This is a genomic window from Pseudomonas sp. KH_024_B2, from assembly GCF_057839965.1.
The window spans coordinates 4,226,289-4,244,865 of sequence record NZ_CM174502.1; the positions used below are offsets into that span (position 1 = coordinate 4,226,289).

At 58.8% G+C, this 18,577-nt stretch carries 17 protein-coding genes and 1 pseudogene; 8 read left to right on the forward strand and 10 right to left on the reverse strand.

Annotated features, from left to right (window positions below; genetic code table 11):
- Positions 1-118: 118 nt before the first annotated feature.
- Positions 119-790: a nucleotidyltransferase domain-containing protein gene (locus tag AC3I0A_RS19605; protein WP_489378554.1), complete on the reverse strand. Its 672-nt coding sequence runs from the start codon at positions 788-790 to the stop codon at positions 119-121.
- Between the two features lie 109 nt (positions 791-899).
- Here AC3I0A_RS19605 and AC3I0A_RS19610 point away from each other — a divergent pair.
- Together AC3I0A_RS19610 and AC3I0A_RS19615 are read left to right on the forward strand one after the other, a co-directional pair.
- Positions 900-1,031, forward strand: a pseudogene (locus tag AC3I0A_RS19610) (GyrI-like domain-containing protein); the annotation flags it as partial.
- A 256-nt stretch (positions 1,032-1,287) separates the two neighbouring features.
- Positions 1,288-1,860 carry a hypothetical protein gene (locus AC3I0A_RS19615; RefSeq protein ID WP_489373968.1) on the forward strand — a complete coding sequence of 191 codons (573 nt, stop codon included), beginning with the start codon at positions 1,288-1,290 and terminating at the stop codon, positions 1,858-1,860.
- A gap of 199 nt (positions 1,861-2,059) precedes the next feature.
- Here AC3I0A_RS19615 and AC3I0A_RS19620 read toward each other — a convergent pair whose 3' ends face one another.
- Complete coding sequence (locus AC3I0A_RS19620; RefSeq protein ID WP_419114966.1) at positions 2,060-3,406, reverse strand: DEAD/DEAH box helicase; 1,347 nt, start codon at positions 3,404-3,406, stop codon at positions 2,060-2,062.
- A 193-nt stretch (positions 3,407-3,599) separates the two neighbouring features.
- Between AC3I0A_RS19620 and AC3I0A_RS19625 the strand changes: the two genes are divergently transcribed.
- The gene (locus AC3I0A_RS19625; protein WP_489373970.1) at positions 3,600-4,898 is read left to right on the forward strand and encodes a mechanosensitive ion channel family protein; all 1,299 of its coding nucleotides are present in this window, start codon (positions 3,600-3,602) and stop codon (positions 4,896-4,898) included.
- A gap of 317 nt (positions 4,899-5,215) precedes the next feature.
- Here AC3I0A_RS19625 and AC3I0A_RS19630 read toward each other — a convergent pair whose 3' ends face one another.
- The 3 genes from AC3I0A_RS19630 to AC3I0A_RS19640 form a co-directional block, all read right to left on the reverse strand.
- Entirely contained in the window at positions 5,216-6,082 is an 867-nt protein-coding gene (locus tag AC3I0A_RS19630; RefSeq protein ID WP_489373971.1) for a carboxylate/amino acid/amine transporter, read from the reverse strand.
- A 325-nt stretch (positions 6,083-6,407) separates the two neighbouring features.
- A complete protein-coding gene (locus AC3I0A_RS19635) occupies positions 6,408-7,007 on the reverse strand; it encodes an FMN-dependent NADH-azoreductase (protein WP_489373973.1) in 600 nt (199 codons plus the stop codon).
- A 150-nt stretch (positions 7,008-7,157) separates the two neighbouring features.
- Positions 7,158-7,472 (reverse strand): 3-phosphoglycerate kinase, encoded by a 315-nt coding sequence (locus tag AC3I0A_RS19640; protein ID WP_489373974.1) that lies wholly within the window; start codon positions 7,470-7,472, stop codon positions 7,158-7,160.
- 49 nt (positions 7,473-7,521) lie between these two features.
- Between AC3I0A_RS19640 and AC3I0A_RS19645 the strand changes: the two genes are divergently transcribed.
- The 5 genes from AC3I0A_RS19645 to aqpZ all read left to right on the forward strand — a co-directional run bounded on the left by AC3I0A_RS19645 (position 7,522) and on the right by aqpZ (position 12,829).
- Complete coding sequence (locus AC3I0A_RS19645) at positions 7,522-8,445, forward strand: PA3225 family LysR-type transcriptional regulator (protein WP_489373976.1); 924 nt, start codon at positions 7,522-7,524, stop codon at positions 8,443-8,445.
- Positions 8,446-8,476: 31 nt separating this feature from the next.
- Positions 8,477-9,292 carry an alpha/beta fold hydrolase gene (locus tag AC3I0A_RS19650; protein WP_489373977.1) on the forward strand — a complete coding sequence of 272 codons (816 nt, stop codon included), beginning with the start codon at positions 8,477-8,479 and terminating at the stop codon, positions 9,290-9,292.
- Complete coding sequence (locus AC3I0A_RS19655) at positions 9,285-9,848, forward strand: peptidylprolyl isomerase (RefSeq protein ID WP_489373979.1); 564 nt, start codon at positions 9,285-9,287, stop codon at positions 9,846-9,848. The genes AC3I0A_RS19650 and AC3I0A_RS19655 overlap by 8 nt, the downstream gene beginning before the upstream one ends.
- Positions 9,849-9,936: 88 nt before the next feature.
- Positions 9,937-11,769 (forward strand): ABC transporter ATP-binding protein, encoded by a 1,833-nt coding sequence (locus AC3I0A_RS19660; RefSeq protein ID WP_489373981.1) that lies wholly within the window; start codon positions 9,937-9,939, stop codon positions 11,767-11,769.
- Between the two features lie 361 nt (positions 11,770-12,130).
- Entirely contained in the window at positions 12,131-12,829 is a 699-nt protein-coding gene (gene aqpZ / locus AC3I0A_RS19665; RefSeq protein ID WP_489373982.1) for an aquaporin Z, read from the forward strand.
- Positions 12,830-12,847: 18 nt separating this feature from the next.
- Here the strand turns inward: aqpZ and AC3I0A_RS19670 are convergent, their stop codons facing one another.
- The 5 genes from AC3I0A_RS19670 to AC3I0A_RS19690 form a co-directional block, all read right to left on the reverse strand.
- Complete coding sequence (locus AC3I0A_RS19670) at positions 12,848-13,972, reverse strand: GNAT family N-acetyltransferase (protein ID WP_489373983.1); 1,125 nt, start codon at positions 13,970-13,972, stop codon at positions 12,848-12,850.
- A 147-nt stretch (positions 13,973-14,119) separates the two neighbouring features.
- On the reverse strand, positions 14,120-15,463 hold the full coding sequence (locus tag AC3I0A_RS19675) for an OprO/OprP family phosphate-selective porin (RefSeq protein WP_489373985.1): 1,344 nt from the start codon (positions 15,461-15,463) through the stop codon (positions 14,120-14,122).
- Positions 15,464-16,209: 746 nt separating this feature from the next.
- The gene (locus AC3I0A_RS19680; protein WP_489373986.1) at positions 16,210-16,446 is read right to left on the reverse strand and encodes an anti-sigma factor family protein; all 237 of its coding nucleotides are present in this window, start codon (positions 16,444-16,446) and stop codon (positions 16,210-16,212) included.
- A complete protein-coding gene (locus tag AC3I0A_RS19685) occupies positions 16,440-17,048 on the reverse strand; it encodes an RNA polymerase sigma factor (protein WP_489373987.1) in 609 nt (202 codons plus the stop codon). Before AC3I0A_RS19685 ends, AC3I0A_RS19680 begins: the two co-directional genes overlap by 7 nt.
- 225 nt (positions 17,049-17,273) lie before the next feature.
- A complete protein-coding gene (locus AC3I0A_RS19690) occupies positions 17,274-18,395 on the reverse strand; it encodes a beta-ketoacyl-ACP synthase III (RefSeq protein WP_489373988.1) in 1,122 nt (373 codons plus the stop codon).
- Positions 18,396-18,577 lie beyond the last annotated feature (182 nt).

Genomic DNA, 18,577 nt, shown 5'->3' on the forward strand with positions numbered 1-18,577 from the left:
TCCCTTGCGGATGCTGAACGCAGAACCTATGGAGAGGGGCTTGCCCCCGCCGACCGGTCCGCGCTCGGGCGCAGCAGTTGTAGACCTTCGAATGCGGTGTGCCTGACGAAATGTGCTTTCAGACTTTGGGGCCGCTACGCGCCCCAGCGGGGGCAAGCCCCCTCGCCACAGGTTCTCCAGGTTGTCGTTGCTGCCCATCCTTGGACTCCAAAGGGTTCTCACCCATCAGGTTGATCTTCTCCTGTTGCGCTACCCGCTGAACGAAACTGTTACCGGCCGACAGTTTGCTTGCCCAATCTTCAGGGGTATAGAGCGTCGGGTTGAGGGTGCGACCTAATTGCTCTTCCGTTGGCATCAGTCGTTCCATCACTTCACTGTAGTGCAGCCCCACACCGATCAGCATCAGATCTATGTCACTGGATGCGTGCGCCTGACCTTTGGCGATGGAACCGTAGATAAATGCCCATGTCAGTTGAGTTGCAAATGGCGCCAACGCGATGCGCAGAGGCTCGGCGATACCAAAGGTCTTACGGGTAATGCCGAGCAGTTCCTGATAGATCGGACAATCGGGATTGACTTGATAGTGGGTCTGGTTGCCCTGGCGTGTCATGTTCAGCACTCCTGCCAACTGCAGCCGCTCCAACTCGCGCATCAGGCTGCCTTTGCCAACCTGAGCCCAACGAGCGATCTGATTGGCATAAAAGCTTTGGTCGGGTTTGCCAAAGAGCAAACCCAACACTTTTTGCTGTGTTGAGGTAAACAATGCGTCACTAAGAGACAGGCTTTGCACGGCCACAACCAATAAGTCCCAAAAAGGGAACGATAGGTCCCTTTTTGGGACTTATCAAGTTTTCAGGCGCGCTTCATGGCGACTTATGTCGACTGTTCGGGCCTCTTCTGACTGGCTGCCCAAAAGCGGCATGCAGTTCGATGCGCGACCCTGCTTTGAACGGTATCCGGTAGACGCGAAATACGATGTCCAGACCGGAGAGCTGGAATGCGAAATCTGTATACCGGTGAAAGCGCTCTAAACAGCGCCACCATCCTGTAGGAACTGCCGAAGATCGATCATTCCCACGCTCCTGCGTGGGAATGCCCCCGAGACAGGACCATAGACACAAAACACGCCATAAAATGACCAACAGGTCTGACATTGATCTGAACATACGCTTTTCGGATACAAAGTCAGGCTAAAAGCCTTGCCGACGCAAATATGAATATGTATCATTTCGTTTCAATTTAAGGGCGCAGGGAGTGCATTTCCAAATAAAAATAAGGTCAAGGCAAATGCTTAAAATGCTACTCGTCTACGGTCATCTGCTCGCCACTTGTATTGCCCTGGGCCGGGTTTTACAGGCCGATCACAAGCTTTGGAGTTGGCGCAAGGAAGCGCTGGATAAATTACAACGTGAGTATCTTGAGGAAACCCAGAAAATCGCCACCCTTGCGCTGCTGGCCCTTTGGGCAAGTGGCCTGTTGTTGGTGCTCCAGGGTTACCTCGATGACGGCATCGCGTATCTGCTCAATCAGAAGCTCTGGGCCAAGGTTACCGTTGTCGCGCTACTTAGCCTGAACGGCGCGTTGTTGCATCGAATCGGTTTCCCCCTGCTGCAAAAAGCGCCCTTCGTCCTGTTACCCAGTTCCGCCCGCAACCGCCTTGCCCTCCTGGGCGCGCTCTCCATGAGCGGCTGGCTGTTCGCCGCGTTCCTGGGCGTGGCTCGAGCGTGGAATCATGTGTTGCCTTATCTCCATCTGATGGGTGCTTTCACTGTGTTCTCGTTGCTGGCGTGTGCCGTGGCGCTTGCTGTCGCCAGTACTGCAAGCGCTGGGAGCAAGGAAGAGCCTTCGGTGTCAGGATAATTGTCGTCTGATCGAAATCGTTAACGAAAAACGGGCGACCTCGGGGTCGCCCGTTTTTTTTTGTCAGCCCTTTTTGCAGCAACTAACGCGAAGGAATACTTCTGATGTCGGACACGATATCTGTCGGCAAGACACGGACATAGAACCTGAAAAAAAGCCCGGACAATGTCCGGGCTTCTTGTTGTGTCGCTACGGCGCGTTACTCAGCCGCCGGTGCTTCTGGCTTGCGGCGCTTGAGTGGCGCCATGCCGTCCTTGCTGACCAGCGACAGGGCGTCGGTCTTCGGCCGGTTGGCGATCTTGCGCTTGGTCGGTGCCTTGGCGCCGGTTTTCTTCTTGTCGCCTTTGGCGTCGGTCTTTTTCTTCTTCACGCCAACGGCTTTACCGGAAGCCTTGACCTTTTTCGGTCCGCCGTAGGTGCCTTTGACTTCCTTGATCGTGCGGCGCTCGAAGGTCTGCTTCAAGTAGCGCTCGATGCTCGACATCAGGTTCCAGTCGCCGTGGCAGATCAGCGAGATGGCCAGGCCATCATTGCCGGCGCGACCGGTACGGCCGATACGGTGAACGTATTCGTCGCCGCTGCGCGGCATGTCAAAGTTGATCACCATGTCCAGACCGTCGACGTCCAGGCCGCGCGCGGCAACGTCGGTGGCCACGAGAATTTTCACGCCGCCCTGCTTCAGACGATCGATCGCCAGTTTGCGGTCTTTCTGGTCCTTGTCGCCGTGCAAGACGAAGGCTTTGTATTCCAGGGCCACCAGGCGGCCGTAGATGCGGTCGGCCATGGCGCGGGTGTTGGTGAAGATGATCGCCTTTTGATAGGTCTCGTTGGCCAGCAGCCAATTGACGATCTGTTCTTTGTGCTGGTTGTGGTCAGCGGTGATGATTTGCTGACGGGTCGTCGCGTTCAGCTGGCTGACGCTGTTGAGCTGCAAGTGCTCAGGGTTGACCAGCACCTTGCCGATCATCTCGCGCAGGCCCGAACCGCCGGTGGTGGCGGAGAACAGCATGGTCTGCTGACGGCTCGCGCACTCATCGACCAGGCGTTGCACGTCTTCGGCAAAGCCCATGTCGAGCATGCGGTCGGCTTCGTCGAGTACCAGCACTTCGACTTCTTTCAGATCGAGGTTGCCGGCGTTCAGTTGCTCCAGCAAACGGCCCGGAGTACCGATCAGGATGTCCGGCACTTTGCGCAACATGGCGGCCTGGACCTTGAAGTCTTCACCGCCGGTGATCAGGCCGGACTTGATGAAGGTGAACTGCGAGAAGCGTTCGACTTCCTTGAGGGTCTGCTGTGCCAGCTCGCGGGTCGGCAACAGGATCACCGCTTTGATGCTGACGCGGATCTTCGCCGGGCCGATCAAACGGTTAAGGATGGGCAGAACGAAGGCCGCGGTTTTGCCGCTACCGGTTTGAGCCGTCACCCGCAGGTCACGCCCTTGAAGCGCGAGCGGGATGGCCGCTGCTTGCACTGGCGTTGGCTCGACAAATTTAAGCTCGGCCACGGCTTTGAGCAGGCGTTCGTGCAGGGCGAATTGGGAAAACACGGGTGCTACCTCGAAGAAATACAAAAAAACAGCTGCATAGGGTAACGGTTTCGAGCGCCGAGGCCGAGTTTCTTTACGCGAAGAGCAGCAATCAGGCACTTTTTTGTTAAGGGATTTGTCCCTGATCGTAACTTTAGTGCTCTTAAATGCTCTAATCGCCCCGTCTCGGCCCACAGAAGAATCGTTTTAGCGTATGGATATCAAACAGCTCTGGCTCAACGCCCAGGACCTCTGGGGTGCCCTCGATCAACATCCGCTGCTGCATTCCAGCCTGGCGCTGGTGTTGCTATTGGTGGTCGCACTGGTCCTCGGACGAGTGGCACGCTACCTCATTCTGCACGCAGTCAAATTGCTCGGCCGGCAGCCGGCGCTGCATTGGCTCAATGATTTGCGGCAGAACAAAGTCTTTCACCGTCTGGCGCAGATGACGCCGTCACTGCTGATCCAGTTCGGCCTGCACCTGATTCCGGAGCTGAGCAAGACCAGCCTGCTGTTTCTGGGCAACGTCGCGCTGGCGTTCAGCATTCTGTTCCTGGTGCTGGCCCTGAGCGCCCTGCTCAGTGCCTTGCTGGATATCTACGCACGCACCGAATACGCCCGCACCCGCTCGATCAAGGGCTACGTGCAACTGGCGAAGATGGTTCTATTTGTCTGCGGCGCGATCATCATCATTGCGACGCTGATCGACCGCTCGCCGCTGTTGCTGTTGTCCGGCCTGGGTGCGATGTCGGCGGTGATTCTGCTGGTCTACAAGGACACCTTGCTGTCGTTCGTCGCCGGAGTACAGCTGACCAGCAACGACATGCTGCGGGTCGGCGACTGGATCGAAATGCCGCAAGTCGGTGCCGACGGCGATGTGGTGGACATCACTCTGCACACGGTCAAAGTGCAGAATTTCGATAAAACCATCGTCTCGATTCCGACCTGGCGTTTGATGTCCGAGTCGTTCAAGAACTGGCGTGGCATGCAGCAGTCTGGCGGTCGGCGGATCAAGCGCAGCCTGTTTATCGACGCCAGTGGCGTGCGTTTTCTGCATGATGAGGAAGAACAGAAACTGACCCAGATCCGTTTACTGACCGACTACATCGGCCGCAAACAAGCTGAACTCAAAAGCTGGAACGAAGCCCAGGGCAACGTCGCGGCGATGTCGGCCAATCGTCGGCGCATGACCAACCTTGGGACCTTCCGCGCGTACGCACTGGCTTATCTGAAGAGTCATCCCGAGATTCAAACCAACATGACCTGCATGGTCCGCCAGCTGCAGACCACCGCCCAAGGCGTGCCGTTGGAGATTTACTGCTTCACCCGCACCACCGCCTGGGCCGATTACGAGCGGATTCAGGGCGATATCTTCGATTACCTGCTGGCGGTGTTGCCGGAGTTTGGTTTGAGTGTGTATCAGCAGCCGAGTGGTCATGATTTGCGCGCGGGGATATTGCCGGCGGTGTTGGGGGCGGGTTTTATCCCTGAGAACGAAAAACGTTCTATGTAACAACACATCCCCTGTGGGAGCGTGGCTTGCCCGCGAAGAACGATAACGCGGTGTGCCTGATGCACCGCGCCGCCTGCATTGCGAGCAAGCTCGGCGCCCACAAGAACACCGCAAGCCCTGTGGGAGCGTGGCTTGCCCGCGATGAACGATGACGCGGTATACCTGATACACCGCGCCGCCTGTATCGCGAGCAAGCTCGGCTCCCACAAGAACACCGCAAGCCCTGTGGGAGCGTGGCTTGCCCGCGATGAACGATGACGCGGTTTGCCTGATGCACCGCGCCGCCTGCATCGCGAGCAAGCTCGGCTCCCACAGGATCAGTGTGCAACTGCCGGCTGCCGCACACCCAACCGACTAATCCACACCGCGCCCAATATCACCAACCCACCAAAAAACAACCGCCCCAGCTCTTCATGCTGATTCCAGATCAGCAAATTGATCAACAACCCCACCGGCACATGCAGGTTGTTCATCACCGCCAGCGTGCCGCCATCGACCAGGCACGCGCCCTTGTTCCACCAATACAAACCCAATGCCGTCGACACCAGCCCGAGGAATACCAGTACGCCCCACTGCACCGGTGCTTCGGGCAGGAAGTTGGTTTTGCCGAACAGCAGAAATGCCGGCAACGCCACCGCCAGTGCGCCCAGATAGAAGTAGCCAAAGCGCCGGTAATGCGGCAGGTCACTCGGGTAACGGGCCACCAGATGTTTGTAAAGCACCTGTCCGGCGGCGTAGGTGAAGTTGGCCAGTTGCAGCAGCAAAAAGCCCATGAAGAAATCCGGGTTGATCCGGTCGTAGCGAATCACCGCAGCCCCAGCCACCGCCACCAGTGCGGCAATCAAGGCCCACGGATTGAAGCGGCGGTTCAGTGCGTCTTCGATCAGCGTCACATGCAACGGCGTGAGGATGGTGAACAGCAACACTTCCGGCACCGTCAGTACGCGAAAGCTCAGGTACAGGCAGACGTAGGTCACGCCGAACTGCAAGGCACCGATCAACAGCATCCTGCGCATGAAGGCCGGCTCGACCTGACGCCAGCGGGTCAAGGGAATGAACACCAGGCCGGCCAGCAGCACACGCACCAGCACCGCGAAGTAGCTGTCGACATGCCCGGCCAGGTATTCGCCGATCAAGCTGAAGGAAAACGCCTGAATCAGCGTGACAAAAAGTAGATAGCCCATACGCGCCTCGTTTCGAATGGCGGCGACGATAGCGGGTTTTTCCCTTCATCGCGAACAAACCTGTGGGAGCGAGCTTGCTCGCGAATGCGGTGTGTCATGCAACATTTATGTCGACTGGCACTCCCTCTTCGCGAGCAAGCTCGCTCCCACAGGTTCATGCCCCATCTGAAAATCGCAGGCAAAAAAAACCCGATCTCGCTAAAGCGTTCGATCGGGCAGGAGCACTCAGGAGCTACAAGTGCAAAGGGAGGTTCGATGCGCGAACCGGCTTGAAGGGGGCCAATGGCGCTACTAGACCATCAGGCGATTATCTGACGATTAAACCTCAGGCGACCTGAGCGAGCCTGGCGTTGGCCTGGTTCAGACCTTTCTCGTGGAAGTCGCCGCCTAGGTTCATGCCTTCGGCGTGAATGAATTCAACGTCGTGGATCCCGATGAACGCCATGACCTGACGCAGGTAGGGTTCCTGGTGATCGGCGGTGCTGCCGGCGTAGATGCCGCCGCGAGCGGTGAGTACATAGGCACGCTTGCCGGTGAGCAGGCCTTGCGGACCGGTTTCGGTGTACTTGAAGGTCACGCCGGCACGCAGCACGTGGTCCAGCCAGGCTTTCAGGGTGCTCGGGATGGCGAAGTTGTACATGGGCGCGGCCATCACTAACACGTCGGCGGCCAGCAGCTCATCGGTCAACTGGTTGGAACGTGCCAGAGAAGCATGCTCGATCTCGTTGCGCTGCTCGGCAGGTTTCATCCAGCCGCCCAGCAGGTTGGCATCCAGGTGTGGAACCGGGTTGCTTGCCAGGTCACGAACGGTGATCTGGTCAGCCGGGTGTGCGGTTTTCCACTGGCTGATGAAGGTTTGGGTCAGCTGGCGTGAAACCGAATCTTGCTGACGGGCACTGCTTTCGATGATCAGAACGTGGGACATGAGATGTAGCCTCCATCGGTGAATGCTGTAGGTCGATGGAGTGGAGATTAAACAGTGTCATATCGATGAAAAAGCGTAAATAACTGCTATAACCCATCTATAAATTCGTTTATAAGCGGAGCATGCCCGGCTGGCCTGCTCCACTTTGCATTATTTGGGTTTGCAGGTGACGGTGATGTACAGCTTGATGATCTTGCGGTTGAACTTGGCCGAAAGATCGGTGCTTTTGCCCGCGTCCAGGCTCACCCGGCGGGTCTTGGGGGATTCCGGGCCGTTGCGAAATATCACCGAGCATTCAGCGGCGGTGTCGCCGTAGTTGTTCAGGGTTATGGCGCCCAGGTCGTAGTCGGTGGCGTAGGTGGTGTAGTCGATCTTCATCCCGCTGAGGTCTTTCTGCACATCGATCGGATAGGCAAACGCAGTCAGCGGCAGCATCGCCAGCCACACACAACAGATTTTTCTCATTCGGCAGTCTCCAATAAGGACCGCCAGCTTAGGACAAGAGGAGCTCATCTTGAAAGCGCCCCGCGTTACCCTTGATCAATGGCGAACATTGCAGGCCGTGGTCGACCACGGTGGCTTCGCCCAGGCAGCCGAAGCGCTGCACCGTTCACAATCGTCGGTCAGCTATACCGTGGCGCGCATGCAGGATCAGCTCGGCGTGCCGCTGTTGCGCATCGACGGCCGCAAAGCGGTGCTGACCGAAGCTGGCGGCGTGTTGCTGCGCCGCTCCCGGCAGCTGGTCAAACAGGCCAGCCAGCTCGAGGACCTGGCGCACCACATGGAGCAAGGCTGGGAAGCGGAAGTGCGGCTGGTGGTCGATGCCGCTTACCCGAATGCCCGCCTGGTACGTGCCCTGACCGCATTCATGCCGCAAAGCCGTGGCTGCCGGGTGCGCTTGCGCGAAGAAGTGCTGTCCGGGGTCGAAGAGGTGCTGCTCGAAGGCGTCGCTGACCTTGCCATCAGCGGCTACAACATTTCCGGTTATCTGGGCACAGAAATGAGCGCGGTGGAATTCGTCGCCGTGGCCCACCCGGAACACCCGCTGCATCGGCTGAACCGCGAGTTGAGTTTCCAGGACCTGGAAAGCCAGCTGCAAGTGGTGATCCGCGACTCTGGTCGCCAGCAACCGCGGGACGTTGGCTGGCTCGGCGCCGAACAGCGCTGGACCGTCGGCAGCCTGGCCACTGCCGCGACCTTCGTCGGCAACGGGCTGGGTTTCGCCTGGCTGCCACGGCACATGATCGAACGGGAAATCAAGGAAGGCCTGCTCAAGCTGCTACCGTTGGACCAGGGCGGCAGTCGCCGCCCGACGTTCTATCTGTATTCGAACAAGGACAAACCACTGGGCCCGGCCACACAGATTCTCATCGAACTGCTGCGCACCTTTGACACCGCGCCGCTGGATGCACCTTTCGCCGCTCCACAGCAAGCCTGAAACCCCAGCAAATCTGAACAGGAGTTCTGCCATGGCCTATTTCGAACATGAAGGTTGCACCCTGCATTACGAAGAGTATGGCCACGGCGAACCCGTGCTGCTGCTCCACGGGCTGGGCTCCAGTTCTCTGGATTGGGAGTATCAGGTTCCTGAGCTGGCCGCCCGTTACCGGGTGATCGTTCCGGATGCGCGTGGCCATGGCCGCTCCGACAAGCCCAACGAGCGCTACAGTATTGCCGGTTTCAGCGCCGACCTGATCGCGCTGATCGAGCACCTGAACCTGGGACCGGCCCATGTGGTCGGGCTGTCCATGGGCGGCATGATCGGCTTTCAACTGGCGGTGGATCAGCCGCAATTGCTCAAAAGCCTGTGCATCGTCAACAGCGCGCCCCAGGTCAAAGTCCGCACGCCCGACGAGTATTGGCAGTGGCTCAAGCGCTGGAGCCTGATGCGCGTCGCGAGCATGAGCGCCATCGGCACAGCGTTGGGCGGGATACTGTTCCCCAAACCGGAACAGGCCCAATTGCGGCAAAAGATCGCCGAGCGCTGGGCAAAAAACGACAAACGTGCTTATCTCGCCAGCTTCGATGCCATCATCGGTTGGGGTGTGCAGGAACGACTTTCCCGTGTCACCTGTCCAACCCTGATCGTCAGCGCCGACCGTGACTACACGCCGGTCGCGTTGAAAGAGGCCTATGTAAAACTGCTACCCGATGCGCGACTGGTGGTGATTGCCGATTCCCGCCACGCTACGCCGCTGGACCAACCGCAAGCCTTCAACCAAACCCTGCTTGAGTTTCTTACCGCAGTCGACACCACTAAATCAGGAACACTGACCCATGTTTAAAAAAATCGCCCTCGTCGCCGGCTCCGTTCTGTTCGCCGCTAACCTGATGGCCGCCACGCCAGCCAAGGCGCCGCATGTTTTGCTGGACACTACCAATGGCCAGATCGAAATCGAACTGGATCCGGTCAAGGCTCCGATCAGTACCAAAAACTTCCTTGAGTACGTCGACAGCGGCTTCTACAACAACACCATTTTCCATCGCGTGATTCCGGGCTTCATGGCCCAGGGCGGCGGTTTCACCACACAGATGCAGCAAAAAGACACCCAGGCACCGATCAAGAACGAAGCCAGCAACGGTTTGCATAATGTCCGTGGCACCCTGTCGATGGCTCGCACCTCGAACCCGGATTCGGCCACCAGCCAGTTCTTCATCAACGTGGCCGACAACGCCTTCCTCGACCCGGGTCGTGACGCCGGTTATGCGGTGTTCGCCAAAGTGGTCAAAGGCATGGACGTGGTGGACATCATCGTCAATTCCCAGACCACCACCAAAAGCGGCATGCAGAATGTGCCAATCGACCCCGTGCTGATAAAATCGGCCAAGCGCATCGACTGATACGCGAAGGGAGTCCTGAGCGGCGGTTCTTTATTGGAGCCCCGCTCACCTACGGAAAAGGAGAGCCCCTACGCGGGCGTGAGACCTCATGCTTTATCGTCGCTTTGAACAACTGATCGATATCTTCCGCGACGCTCCGACGGCGGCTCCGCCGAACACGGTTCTACCCTTCTATATCTATTACCTGCGGCAGGTCTGGCCGAGTTTTGCCGCCCTGCTCATCGTCGGCCTGTTCGGTGCGCTGATCGAAGTCGCGCTGTTCAGTTACCTGAGCCGGATCATCGACCTGGCCCAGGGCACGCCGAATGTCGACTTCTTCAAGATTCACGGCACTGAGCTGATCTGGATGGCGGTGGTCGCGCTGGTCCTGCGTCCGGTCTTCGTCGGCCTGCATGACCTGCTGGTGCACCAGACCATCAGCCCGGGCATGACCAGCATGATCCGCTGGCAGAACCACAGCTACGTGCTCAAACAAAGCCTCAACTTCTTTCAGAACGATTTCGCCGGGCGCATCGCCCAGCGCATCATGCAGACCGGCAACTCTCTGCGCGACTCTGCCGTGCAGGCAGTCGATGCGCTGTGGCATGTGCTGATCTACGCCATCAGTTCGCTGGTGCTGTTCGCCGAGGCCGACTGGCGCCTGATGATCCCGTTGCTGACCTGGATCGCCTGTTACATCGGTGCGCTGTGCTACTTCGTGCCGCGGGTCAAGGAACGCTCGGTGGTCTCCTCCGACGCCCGCTCGAAACTGATGGGGCGGATCGTCGACGGCTACACCAATATCACCACGCTCAAACTGTTCGCCCACACCCACTTCGAACAACAGTACGCCCGCGAGGCCATCGAAGAGCAAACCGAAAAATCCCAGCTGGCCGGCCGCGTCGTCACCAGCATGGATGTGGTTATTACCGGCATGAACGGCCTGTTGATTGTCAGCACTACAGGCCTGGCCTTGTGGTTATGGACCCAGTCGCTGATCTCGGTCGGCGCCATCGCCCTGGCCACCGGCCTGGTGATCCGCATCGTCAACATGTCCGGCTGGATCATGTGGGTGGTCAACGGCATCTTCGAAAACATCGGCATGGTCCAGGACGGTCTGCAGACCATCGCCCAGCCGGTCAGCGTGACCGACCGCGAACAGGCACCGCGCCTCGACGTGGGGCGCGGTGAAGTGCGTTTCGAGCACGTCGACTTCCACTATGGCAAGAAAAGCGGAATCATCAGCGACCTCAACCTGACGATCAAACCCGGAGAAAAAATCGGTTTGATCGGCCCGTCCGGCGCGGGCAAATCGACCCTGGTCAACCTGCTGTTACGCCTTTACAACCTGCAAGGCGGACGGATCCTGATCGATGGCCAGGACATCGCCAACGTCGCCCAGGAAAGCCTGCGCGAGCGGATCGGCATGATCACCCAGGACACCTCGCTGCTGCACCGCTCAATCCGTGACAACCTGCTCTATGGCAACCCCGACGCCACTGATGAACAACTCTGGGAAGCGGTGCGCAAGGCCCGTGCCGACGAGTTCATCCCGCAGCTTTCCGATGCCCAGGGCCGTACCGGCTTCGACGCCCATGTCGGAGAACGCGGGGTGAAACTGTCCGGCGGTCAGCGCCAACGGATCGCCATTGCCCGGGTGCTGCTCAAGGACGCGCCAATCCTGATCATGGACGAAGCCACCTCGGCGCTGGACTCGGAAGTCGAAGCGGCCATTCAGGAAAGCCTGGAAACCCTGATGCAAGGCAAGACCGTCATCGCCATCGCTCACCGCCTCTCCACCATTGCCCGCATGGATCGTCTGGTGGTGCTGGAAAAAGGCCGGATCGCCGAAACCGGCAGCCACGCCGAACTGCTGGCCCACGGCGGTTTGTATGCACGGTTGTGGCAACACCAGACGGGTGGGTTTGTGGGTATCGATTGAAGGGGATTGAATCGATCTTGTGGAAGCAGGGCTTTCTGTGGCGAGGGAGCTTGCTCCCGCTCGGCTGCGAAGCAGTCGTGAAACCAGCAACCTTGTTCTACCTGACAAAACCGTGTGGCTGATTTTAGGGCCGCTTCGCGACCCAGCGGGAGCAAGCTCCCTCGCCACAAAGGCGCATCCCACCCCACCAAAAAACCGCCGGAGCCCTTTAACCATGGGCACTGGCGGTTTTTTTTGGACTGGCGTTCCGGCAAATCCCTGCTGTACTGAGCCAAGGCTCTGGAGAGGGTCTGTAGTCAACCTGCAGGATGCATAACGGCTATATCGACTCTATCGTCGACCTACTACAAGGATGCGTCTCATGTCTCTGTTCAAACGTTCAGTCACTGAGTTGTTAGGTACCTTCTGGCTGGTGTTGGGTGGTTGCGGCAGTGCGGTACTGGCGGCGGCTTTTCCGGATGTCGGGATCGGATTGCTTGGGGTGTCGCTGGCGTTTGGTCTGACAGTACTGACCATGGCGTTCGCCATCGGCCATATCTCCGGTTGTCATCTCAACCCCGCGGTGTCGGTCGGACTGTGGGTTGGCGGTCGGTTCCCGGCCAAGGAACTGCCCGCTTATATCGTCGCGCAGGTCATTGGCGGTGTGATTGCGGCCGCTTTGCTGTACTTCATTGCCAGCGGTAAACCCGGCTTCGAATTGGCCGGCGGCCTGGCATCCAATGGCTATGGCGAACATTCACCCGGCAGCTACTCGATGGCTGCGGGGTTTGTCTGTGAACTGGTGATGACCGCGATGTTCGTGGTGATCATCCTCGGCTCTACAGACAAACGCGCACCGGCAGGGCTGGCACCCATTGCCATCGGCCTGGCACTGACGTTGATTCACCTGATCTCGATCCCCGTGACCAACACCTCGGTCAACCCCGCCCGCAGCACCGGCCCGGCGCTGATCGTCGGCGGTTGGGCGATTCAGCAACTGTGGATGTTCTGGCTGGCGCCGATTCTTGGCGCGGTGATCGGTGGGGTGACTTATCGCTGGCTGGGCAAGGAAGACAGTTAGGCCGCAGATCTGCGGGGATCAGTCCTGCCGATATGGCAAGGCGGTCCTCGCCTCTTCTGCATAAGCCAGGACGCCGAGCCGCTCCTGTTGCAGAAAATCTTTCACCGCCGCCTTCAAACCCGGATGCCTCAGGTAATGCCAGGAATGCGTGATGACCGGCTCAAAGCCGCGAATCAACTTGTGCTCACCCTGAGCCCCGGCGTCGAAACGCTGAAAGCCGTTGGCGATTGCGTACTCCATGCCCTGATAGAAACAGGTCTCGAAATGCAGTCGGTCGAACTCCGCCAGGCAGCCCCAATAGCGACCGTAAAAACTGTCGCCGCCCACCAGACTGAAGGCCATGGCCACCGGTCGTGAACCCTGCTTGGCCAGCACCACGCGTATCGCTTCAGGCATGCGCTCAGCCAGCAGACTGAAGAATTCCCGGGTCAGATAGGGCGCCTGGCGGCGTATGGCATAGGTGTTGGCGTAGCAGGCGTAGACGAAGTCCCACTGCGCCTGATCAAGTTGCCGACCCTCAAGCCATTCGAACTCGATGCCCTGCCCCGCGACCTGTTCACGCTCCTTGCGCATCTGCTTGCGTTTGCGCGAACTCAGGGCGTCGAGAAAATCCTGAAAGTCCCGATAACCACGGTTCTGCCAGTGATACTGGCAGCCGACACGCTGCAGCCAACCCGGCTGCTCGGCCAGCGCGGCATCGGTGAACGGGTCGGTGAAATTGATGTGAGCACTGGAGAGCCCTTCGATTTCCAGGTACCCCGGCAGGCTTTTCAGCAACTCGAAGCCGTCCTCTACCTTGGCGGCCAACAGGCGCGGCCCACTTACCGGACTGAACGGCACGGCGGTCAACAGTTTCGGGTAATACTCGATCCCGGCACGCTCGCAGGCATCAGCCCAGGCATGATCGAACACGTATTCGCCATAGGAATGCCATTTTCGGTAACTCGGCAACGCCGCCAGCAAGCGACCGTCTTCAACATGCAATAAATGCTCGGGCTGCCAACCGGAATGCGGGCCCAGGCTGGCGCTGTCTTCCAGCGCACTGAGAAAGGCGTGGCGCAGGAACGGCTGAGCGTCGGGCACCAGCGCATCCCATACTTGAGGCGAGATGGCTGACAGACTCTCCAAACGTTGTAGCGGCATCGCATTCACCGACGATCATGACTCACAGACGCGCCGAGTATCGCCCATCCCGGCACTTGCCGAAATAAAAAAAACCCCGCCGGGGCGGGGTCAAAACGAAAGGAGCTTTAACGGATGAGAAAGAGCCCGGTATCGGTTTAGCGCGGCTTAGAACACGTACTGAGCACGAACGATGAAGCCGTCACCGCTGTCATCGCCAGTACGACGTGCCGGAGTACCATTGCTGGCGGCGGTCGCGTTGGTCACGTTATCGGTCTTGGCCTTGACGTAGGTCGCGGAGACTTTCACCGCTTCGTTGGCGTACCAGTTCACACCCAGGTTGTGGACTTTGACTTCGGCATCGCCGACATCACGGGTCAGGCTGGCGGTGGTGATGTTGTCGTCTTCGACGGTCAGGCTGTCGTAACGATAGAACAGCTCCCAGGCGCCGAAGGCCTTGTTGGCCGGCTTGATGGCGTCGAACTTGCCCACTTTATAGCCGCGCGATTCGCCGGTGAGGGTGTAGGCCGCCTGGGCATAGAAACCCTGCCCCTTGATGTCTTCACGGCTGCTGTCATCGGCCCTGGTCTTGCGAGCGATGTATTCACCCTGGATCGATGCCGGGCCCATGGCGAAGGCGGCTTCCAGACCGAGTGCATCGTCACGGTCATAGGAACCGGCAGGCGAAGTGGAACTGCCGCCCAGCACCGGACGGTTGCCATTGGTACCCGCATCGTTGCCGCCGAGGGTTTCAACGCCACGCATGCCCATGCGAGTGCGATAACGCGAATCGAAGGCCGTGTCAGAAACATCGCGGGAAGCGACGTTCACGCCGAAGTGCAGCACGTTGCCCGCTTCATGCATCGGAGCGAATACGAAGCGACCGTTGACCTGCTTGACGCTGTTGCCATCGGTATCGTCGGTGTCCTTGCTGAATACACCGGCGGATGCGTAGAACGAATCAGCGAAGGTACTGGAGGCTTGCAGACCCAGACCATTCTGATGACCGTTCGCCCAGTCGATCATGTCGTACGCCGCGTTACGCTCTGGCGCGGTAACCCACTTGGAGCTGGTGGCTTTTTCCAGACCGAAGTCCGGGTCGAAACGACCGACTTTGATCGAGACCGGCTTGAAGCCGTTGTAGGCCAGGGAAGCTTCGTCGAAGTAACCGTTGTCGGAGTCGCCGGTGTTGTGGGAGAAATCGTAGCTGATGACGTAAGCCCAATCCGTGTACAGCACGCCGGACAATTCCAGGAACGCGCGACGGAAGTAGGCAGCATCGGCAGTGTCGCCATTCTTCGTGTAGACACCGTCGAACTGGCTGTAGTCAGCCTGCACGCGTCCGCCGAGCTTGAAGCTGAACTCTTTGTCGGTCGTTGCGACCTCAAGGCCGCCTTTGGTCTTGACTACGATATCGGCGCCGTCAGAAGTGACAGTGCCAGCGAAAGCCTGGGCGGTAACCGCCAGGGCCAGGGCGCTGGCAGCAAAACCGGCGAAGTGCTTACGGATCATCGAAGAGTTCCCCTAATTGGTGGTCTTGAAAACTGAAAAACACGCGGGTCGGGCCCGCTTGTGTTGGGAGGGAATCTTGGCGATGGGTTATTTCAGGGGAGTTGCTGATATATAAAGATTTTGTGACAACGGAACTTTTTTACTTCGAATGGAAATAAGGGTGGAGCAGCGGCAAGCTATAAGCTGAAAGCCGCAAGCTAGAGTGCTGAAAAGGCCTGCGACAGCTACGAACAGAGCGCGTACCCCATACAAACAGGCCGGCCGGCAGGCCGCCTCGCTTTTGCTTTTGATCTGTGCTTTTGATCTGCCCGCCCCTTCGGCAGGCCGAACGGAGGTGTTCATCAGGGGACTGGCGCGCAGCGCCCCTCGGCGAAGCCGAGGACATCGCATGGAGGTCGTCGCGAAGCAGACCGGAGGGCGATGCCCCCTGATGAATGCCGGAGCGAGGGAACACCGAGCCTTGGCGAGGTGCCGAACGCTTGGGGCGAAGACCTTTGCTTCCTTTGGGGCGTTTGCCAAAGGGAGGCGCCGTAAGGGCGAAACCCTAAGTGGCCGTTACCGCAGGAATGGATATGTACACCCGCAAGAGCCAGGTCGGCTGTCAGGCCGCCTTCGCGGGCAAGCCAGCTCCCACATTAGATCGATGTACATCCGCAAAAGCCAGGTCGGCTGTCAGGCCGCCTTCGCGGGCAAGCCCGCTCCCACAAGATCAAGATCAAGATCAAGATCCTGAAGATTGCCCAACTCTAAGGGTTGTTTTTGCGGCGTTCGGCAGCGAGACGCTCGGCCAGTTCGTCGGCGCCCGGAACAGGAGGTTCCGGCATCACCCGCAAAGTGGCCTGCATCAAGCGCATCTGCCGGATGAAGCGCCGACACTTGGGACAAAACATCAAATGATGACGCACCATCAGCCGCTCGCGAAAGCTCAACTGACCATCGAGGTAGTCACTGGATCGCGCCACTTGTTCCTTGCAGGTCAACATTCGCCGGTTTCCTCAAAGTGCTCCACGGTCGCAAAGACCTTCAGCCGTGCCCGATGCAGCAGTACACGAACATTGGAGAGCGAGATCTGCAGAAGATTACAAATCTCCTCCAACTCCAGACCCTGGCGCTCGCGCAGCAGCAACACACTGCTTTGCAGCTCGGAAAGACTCAACAGGGTATGTTCCAGGCATTCGCGCAGCTCATTTTCGGTGAGCAGGGCCTCGGGCGTGTCCTCGTGCCAGGTGAACGGAGCCACCAGCCAGTGACCGTCGCCGGAGGAAAATCGCTCATCGCCAATCGTGCCGTGGGGCGACGGCAGATCATCCAGCAGGACTTCCCGGCGGTTTTGTTTGTAACGGCTTTTAGCGGAGTTGGCGGTGATGGTCAGCAGCCAGGTCTTGAGGCTGGAACGCCCCTGAAACCCGGCCAGATTACGCACGACCGACAGCCAGGCGTCCTGCACCACTTCATCGGCATGACGATTGCCGACAATGGCGTAGGCCACGGCGCGCATGGCGCTCTGGTAGGTGCTGACCAGTTCCTTGTAAGCCCGCTGCTCGCCCGCCAAGAGGCGTTCGAGCAGTTGGGTTTCGTCAGTCATCAACACTGATTCCCTGCGGTGAGGGGGTCTTCCCCAATGCCGTCAATTTTCAGATGAACATCACACCTGTGGCGAGGGAGCTTGCTCCCGCTCGGCTGCGAAGCAGTCGTAAACCGGCTGATGCATCTGCCTGATAAAACACGGTTGCCGATTTTAGGACCGCTTCGCGCCCCAGCGGGAGCAAGCTCCCTCGCCACAATGGATTTTCGTCGACGCTGAATGCAATCAACGCTTACGCAGAATCACGCTACCAATCGAATAACCGGCGCCAAAGGAACTGAGCACCGCCAACGAACCGCTTGGCAAGTCATCCTGATTCTTGTGAAAGGCGATCACCGAACCGGCCGAGCTGGTATTGGCGAAGGTATCGAGAATCACCGGCGCTTCTTCTTCCGTGGCTTCGCGGCCCAGCAGTTTCTTGACGATCAGGTGGTTCATGCTGAGGTTGGCCTGGTGCAGCCAGAAACGCTTCACGTCGCTGATGTTGAGCTGGTTCTCTTCCAGGTGGGTACCGATCAGTTCCGCCACCATCGGGCAGACGTCACGGAAGACCTTGCGACCTTCCTGAACGAACAGCTTGTCCGGTGCACCGACGCCCTCTTCGGCTGCGCGGTTGAGGAAGCCGAAGTTGTTGCGGATGTTGTTGGAGAACCTGGTCAGCAGCTTGGTGCTGACAATGTCGAACTGGTACGGCGAGGTTGCCAGATCGGCACGCTCGATGATCACCGCCGTCGCAGCGTCGCCGAAAATGAAGTGGCTGTCGCGGTCGCGGAAGTTCAAGTGACCGGTGCAGACTTCCGGGTTGACCATCAGAATCGCCCGGGCCTGGCCAAGCTGGACACTGTTGGCCGCGGCCTGGATACCGAAGGTCGCCGAGGAGCAGGCGACGTTCATGTCGAAGCCGAAGCCCTGGATGCCCAGTGCTTCCTGGACTTCGATGGCGATGGCCGGGTAAGCCCGTTGCAGGTTGGAGCAGGCGACGATGACACCGTCGATATCGGCGGCGGTCTTGCCGGCGCGCTGCAAGGCTTGCTCGGCGGCGCCAATGGCCATTTGGCAAAGCACCGACCATTCATCGTTGGCGCGCTCCGGCAGACGCGGCGTCATGCGCTGCGGGTCCAGGATGCCTTCCTTGTCCATGACAAAGCGGCTTTTGATTCCCGAGGCCTTTTCAATGAAAGCGGCATTGGATTCGGTCAGCGCCTGAACTTCGCCGCGTTCGATGGCAGCGGCGTTATCGGCATTGAACTGCTGCACATAGGCATTGAAAGACTGCACCAGCTCTTCGTTGGAGATGCTGTTGGCCGGTGTGTACAGGCCGGTGCCGCTGATGACGACGTTATGCATGGTCGTTTCTCTAATCTGTTCAGGCAGAAAGTATTGGCACCGACGTACCAACACATAAAGGGTTTGATCCCACGAAAATCTTGCGGCGCTTTACTTCGATCCACCTGGGCTGCCAAGGCTCAAATCCGTGGGGCCGGCGTTTATAACCGCGAAGTTTGCCATAAACGCTAGCATTTGGCCCC

What these genes read in the sequence shown, in the direction of transcription:
- AC3I0A_RS19685 (WP_489373987.1), bottom strand. Translation starts at nt 17,048, where the DNA reads ATGACTGACGAAACCCAACTGCTCGAACGCCTCTTGGCGGGCGAGCAG.
- AC3I0A_RS19625 (WP_489373970.1), top strand. Translation starts at nt 3,600, where the DNA reads ATGGATATCAAACAGCTCTGGCTCAACGCCCAGGACCTCTGGGGTGCC.
- AC3I0A_RS19655 (WP_489373979.1), top strand. Translation starts at nt 9,285, where the DNA reads ATGTTTAAAAAAATCGCCCTCGTCGCCGGCTCCGTTCTGTTCGCCGCT.
- AC3I0A_RS19660 (WP_489373981.1), top strand. Translation starts at nt 9,937, where the DNA reads ATGCTTTATCGTCGCTTTGAACAACTGATCGATATCTTCCGCGACGCT.
- AC3I0A_RS19690 (WP_489373988.1), bottom strand. Translation starts at nt 18,395, where the DNA reads ATGCATAACGTCGTCATCAGCGGCACCGGCCTGTACACACCGGCCAAC.
- AC3I0A_RS19670 (WP_489373983.1), bottom strand. Translation starts at nt 13,972, where the DNA reads ATGCCGCTACAACGTTTGGAGAGTCTGTCAGCCATCTCGCCTCAAGTA.
- AC3I0A_RS19675 (WP_489373985.1), bottom strand. Translation starts at nt 15,463, where the DNA reads ATGATCCGTAAGCACTTCGCCGGTTTTGCTGCCAGCGCCCTGGCCCTG.
- AC3I0A_RS19630 (WP_489373971.1), bottom strand. Translation starts at nt 6,082, where the DNA reads ATGGGCTATCTACTTTTTGTCACGCTGATTCAGGCGTTTTCCTTCAGC.
- aqpZ (WP_489373982.1), top strand. Translation starts at nt 12,131, where the DNA reads ATGTCTCTGTTCAAACGTTCAGTCACTGAGTTGTTAGGTACCTTCTGG.
- AC3I0A_RS19640 (WP_489373974.1), bottom strand. Translation starts at nt 7,472, where the DNA reads ATGAGAAAAATCTGTTGTGTGTGGCTGGCGATGCTGCCGCTGACTGCG.
- AC3I0A_RS19615 (WP_489373968.1), top strand. Translation starts at nt 1,288, where the DNA reads ATGCTTAAAATGCTACTCGTCTACGGTCATCTGCTCGCCACTTGTATT.
- AC3I0A_RS19650 (WP_489373977.1), top strand. Translation starts at nt 8,477, where the DNA reads ATGGCCTATTTCGAACATGAAGGTTGCACCCTGCATTACGAAGAGTAT.
- AC3I0A_RS19635 (WP_489373973.1), bottom strand. Translation starts at nt 7,007, where the DNA reads ATGTCCCACGTTCTGATCATCGAAAGCAGTGCCCGTCAGCAAGATTCG.
- AC3I0A_RS19680 (WP_489373986.1), bottom strand. Translation starts at nt 16,446, where the DNA reads ATGTTGACCTGCAAGGAACAAGTGGCGCGATCCAGTGACTACCTCGAT.